This window comes from Fretibacterium fastidiosum (assembly GCF_000210715.1).
In the GTDB taxonomy this organism is placed as follows: domain Bacteria; phylum Synergistota; class Synergistia; order Synergistales; family Aminobacteriaceae; genus Fretibacterium; species Fretibacterium fastidiosum.
Genome location: NC_021038.1, coordinates 2,483,819 through 2,486,768, shown reverse-complemented (window position 1 = coordinate 2,486,768; position 2,950 = coordinate 2,483,819). Strand labels below are relative to the sequence as shown.

Here is a 2,950-nt window from a genome sequence, read left to right as displayed (position 1 = left end):
AGGCCTTTGACGGGCTGGATGCGGAGACGCTCCTGAAGCTTGCCCTGAGAGAACTGCACAGAGGAGGCCGTTAGCGATGTCCGAGGACGCGAGAACCCCCATCGGGGCGGAGGACGAGGGGCGTTTTTTCTCCTCTCCGCGCGCTGCGGAGGACGCCACCGTCCGCCCGCGCGCTCTGGCGGACTTCATCGGTCAGGAGAGGGTGCGCGAGAAGCTGCGCATCTATATCGACGCGGCCCGGGGCCGGGGCGAGCCCCTGGATCACGTCCTCTTCTACGGCCCTCCCGGTCTGGGCAAGACCACGCTGGCGGAGATCATCGCCCAGGAGATGGGAGGGCAGCTTCGCAAGACGACGGGCCCGGCCCTGGAGCGGGCGGGGGACCTCGCCGCCATCGTCTCCAACCTCGAGGCCAACGACGTCCTCTTCATCGACGAGATCCACAGTATGCCGCGCCAGGTGGAGGAGATCCTCTACCCCGCCATGGAGGATTTTGAGCTGCACATCGTCGTCGGCAAGGGCCCCCTGGCCAAGACCATCGGCCTCGCCCTGCCGCGCTTCACGCTCTGCGGGGCCACCACGCGGCTGGGCCTTCTGACCTCGCCCCTGAGGGCGCGGTTCGGCATCGTGGAGCAGCTCTCGCTCTACACGGAGCAGGAGCTGGCCCGCATCGTCCTGCGGGCCGCCGGGGTGCTGGGCATACGCATCGCGGGGGATGCCGCGATCGAGATCGCCCGCCGGGCGCGGGGGACGCCGCGGGTGGTGCTGAAGCTCCTGCGGCGGGTCCGCGACGTGGCTTCCGTCAAAGGGACGGGAGAGATCGATGCGGACATCGCGGACCGGGCCATGAACATGCTGGACATCGACGCGGAGGGCATGGACGAGGGGGACCGCCAGATACTGAGAGCGGTCGTCGAGCGCTTTGACGGCGGCCCCGTAGGGCTGGGGACCATTGCGGCGGCCATCAATGAGGAACCTCAGACCATCGAGGATATCTACGAGCCCTACTTGATCCAGAAGGGGTTCCTTGAGAGGACGCCGCGAGGGCGGCGGGCCACGTCCAACGCCTACGCCTACCTTGGGTGTCCCATGAGGCGGCGGCCGGACGAGGAACTGCGCCTTCCCTTCGGGGCGGAACAGGAGGAGGACCAATGACCGGATACGCTGCGCGGGGAGGGGGCAGGGTGCCGCCAGGAATCCTGCGGCTGTGGGGCCTTCTGGCCCTGCTGCTTCTGGCGCCGCTTGCGACGGGGGCGGAGGCGCGGGATATCTACGTCCGCCTCTCCGCCGCGGGGAGCTACACCGTGGCCTCGGACGGGGCGATGACGCTGGTGGACGGCGGGGGCAAGGCCTATCCGCTGGGGAACCCCGCGGCCCTGCGAGTCTCCGGCGGACGCCTCCTGTCGGGGAAGACGGCCTTTGCGCTGCCGGTCCGGATCACCGGCGGCGGGCTCATGCGCTTCAACAACCGGCGTTATCGCGGCGCCTTCCTGATCACGAGCCGGGGCCTCCTGAACGTCCTGGACCTGGAGGACTACCTGCGGGGGGTGCTGCCCGCCGAGGTGGGGGCCTCCTGGCCCATGGAGGCGCTGAGGGTGCAGGCGATCATCTCCCGAACCTACGCGCTGCGGCAGAGCATGGCCCGCTCCAGCCGGGGCTATGACGTCACCGACACCGTCGCCGACCAGGTCTACAGGGGAGCGGGGGTTGAGACGGCCGCGACCAATCAGGCGGTGGCCAGCACGGAGCGCGAGATATTGACCTACGGAAGCGATCTGGCCTTCACGCCCTTCCACTCCGACAGCGGCGGACACACGGCGAACAACGCCGACGTCTGGGGAAGGGCCTTGCCCTACCTTGCCGGCGTCCCGGAGCCCGTCGCCTATGCCTCGCCCAACGCCTCCTGGTCGGTCAGGATACCGAGGGGCAGCATCGAGGCCGCCCTGGCGAGGATCAAGGCCGGCGTCGGGGCTCTCTCGGAGGTGCGGGTCGCCCGCGTCGATAAGGGGGGGCGGGCTACGGCGCTGACCTTCACCGGCAGCCGCGGGACGAGTTCGGTAAGGGCCAGCCAGTTTCGGACGGCCATAGGCCCGAACCTCCTGAAGAGCACCATGCTGACGTCAAGGGCGGGGACCCCGCCCGTCGCGCCGCAGCAGCAGCCAAAGACGCCTCAGGAAAGCCGCCCCGCGCCCGTGGACGGACGGCCGCTCCCCCCCGTCCCCACATCGAGGGACCCCATGACCTTCGCTCAGGAAAAGCGCCTGGCGCAGATGACGGCGGACGGCGTCTTCACGACGTCGGAGTTGGTGGACATGCTCTCCAACCCGAACAAGAAGAAGGGCTACTTCTACATCGGCCTCCAGCGGACGGGCGGCAGCGCGCCGGCCCCGCAGCCCGCGCGGAAGCCCGTGCCCGTCGTGCCCGCTGCGCCTGTCGCGCCTGTCACGGGGGCTGGCGGCTTTACCGTCGCGCGGGAGGGGGACGTCTTCGTCTTCTGCGGCAGGGGGTGGGGGCACGGCGTGGGGCTTTCCCAGTGGGGGAGCCTGACGCTGGCCAAGAACGGCTGGAAGGGCGAACGCATCCTGATGCACTACTATCCGGGGACGGAGGTCAAACGCTACCGATGATGATGACGATGGACTCCCACTCACAGCCGTCGGGCCCGGCCCCCGCGGATCGGACGCCGTCCCTTTCTCACGACGCACTGTTCAGCCTGGAAACCTACGACTATCCCCTCTCCGAGGACCGCATCGCCCAGGTCCCCGCGGACCCCAGGGACTCGTCGAGGCTCCTGGTCTGGGACGTGGCCTCAAATGAGGTGCGGCACCGCCGCTTTCGCGACGTCCTGGAGTTCTTGAGGCCGGAGGACCTGCTCGTGCTGAACGACACGCGGGTCCTTCCCGCGCGGCTCCTGGGCAGGCGCATCCCCGGGGGCGGAGCGGCGGAGGTCCT

3 protein-coding genes are annotated in these 2,950 nt (G+C 69.4%); all 3 read left to right on the top strand.

Annotated features, from left to right (window positions below; genetic code table 11):
• Positions 1–76 precede the first annotated feature (76 nt).
• Entirely contained in the window at positions 77–1,153 is a 1,077-nt protein-coding gene (gene ruvB / locus SY1_RS11220) for a Holliday junction branch migration DNA helicase RuvB (RefSeq protein WP_015557086.1), read from the top strand.
• Complete coding sequence (locus SY1_RS11215) at positions 1,150–2,625, top strand: SpoIID/LytB domain-containing protein (RefSeq protein ID WP_015557085.1); 1,476 nt, start codon at positions 1,150–1,152, stop codon at positions 2,623–2,625. Before ruvB ends, SY1_RS11215 begins: the two co-directional genes overlap by 4 nt.
• Positions 2,622–2,950, top strand: a 329-nt coding sequence (locus tag SY1_RS11210) for an S-adenosylmethionine:tRNA ribosyltransferase-isomerase (protein WP_243440680.1), incomplete at its 3' end; no start/stop codon positions are given. The genes SY1_RS11215 and SY1_RS11210, both read left to right, overlap by 4 nt.

Coding starts and splice junctions, on each gene's coding strand:
- ruvB (WP_015557086.1), top strand. CDS start 77: ATGTCCGAGGACGCGAGAACCCCCATCGGGGCGGAGGACGAGGGGCGT.
- SY1_RS11215 (WP_015557085.1), top strand. CDS start 1,150: ATGACCGGATACGCTGCGCGGGGAGGGGGCAGGGTGCCGCCAGGAATC.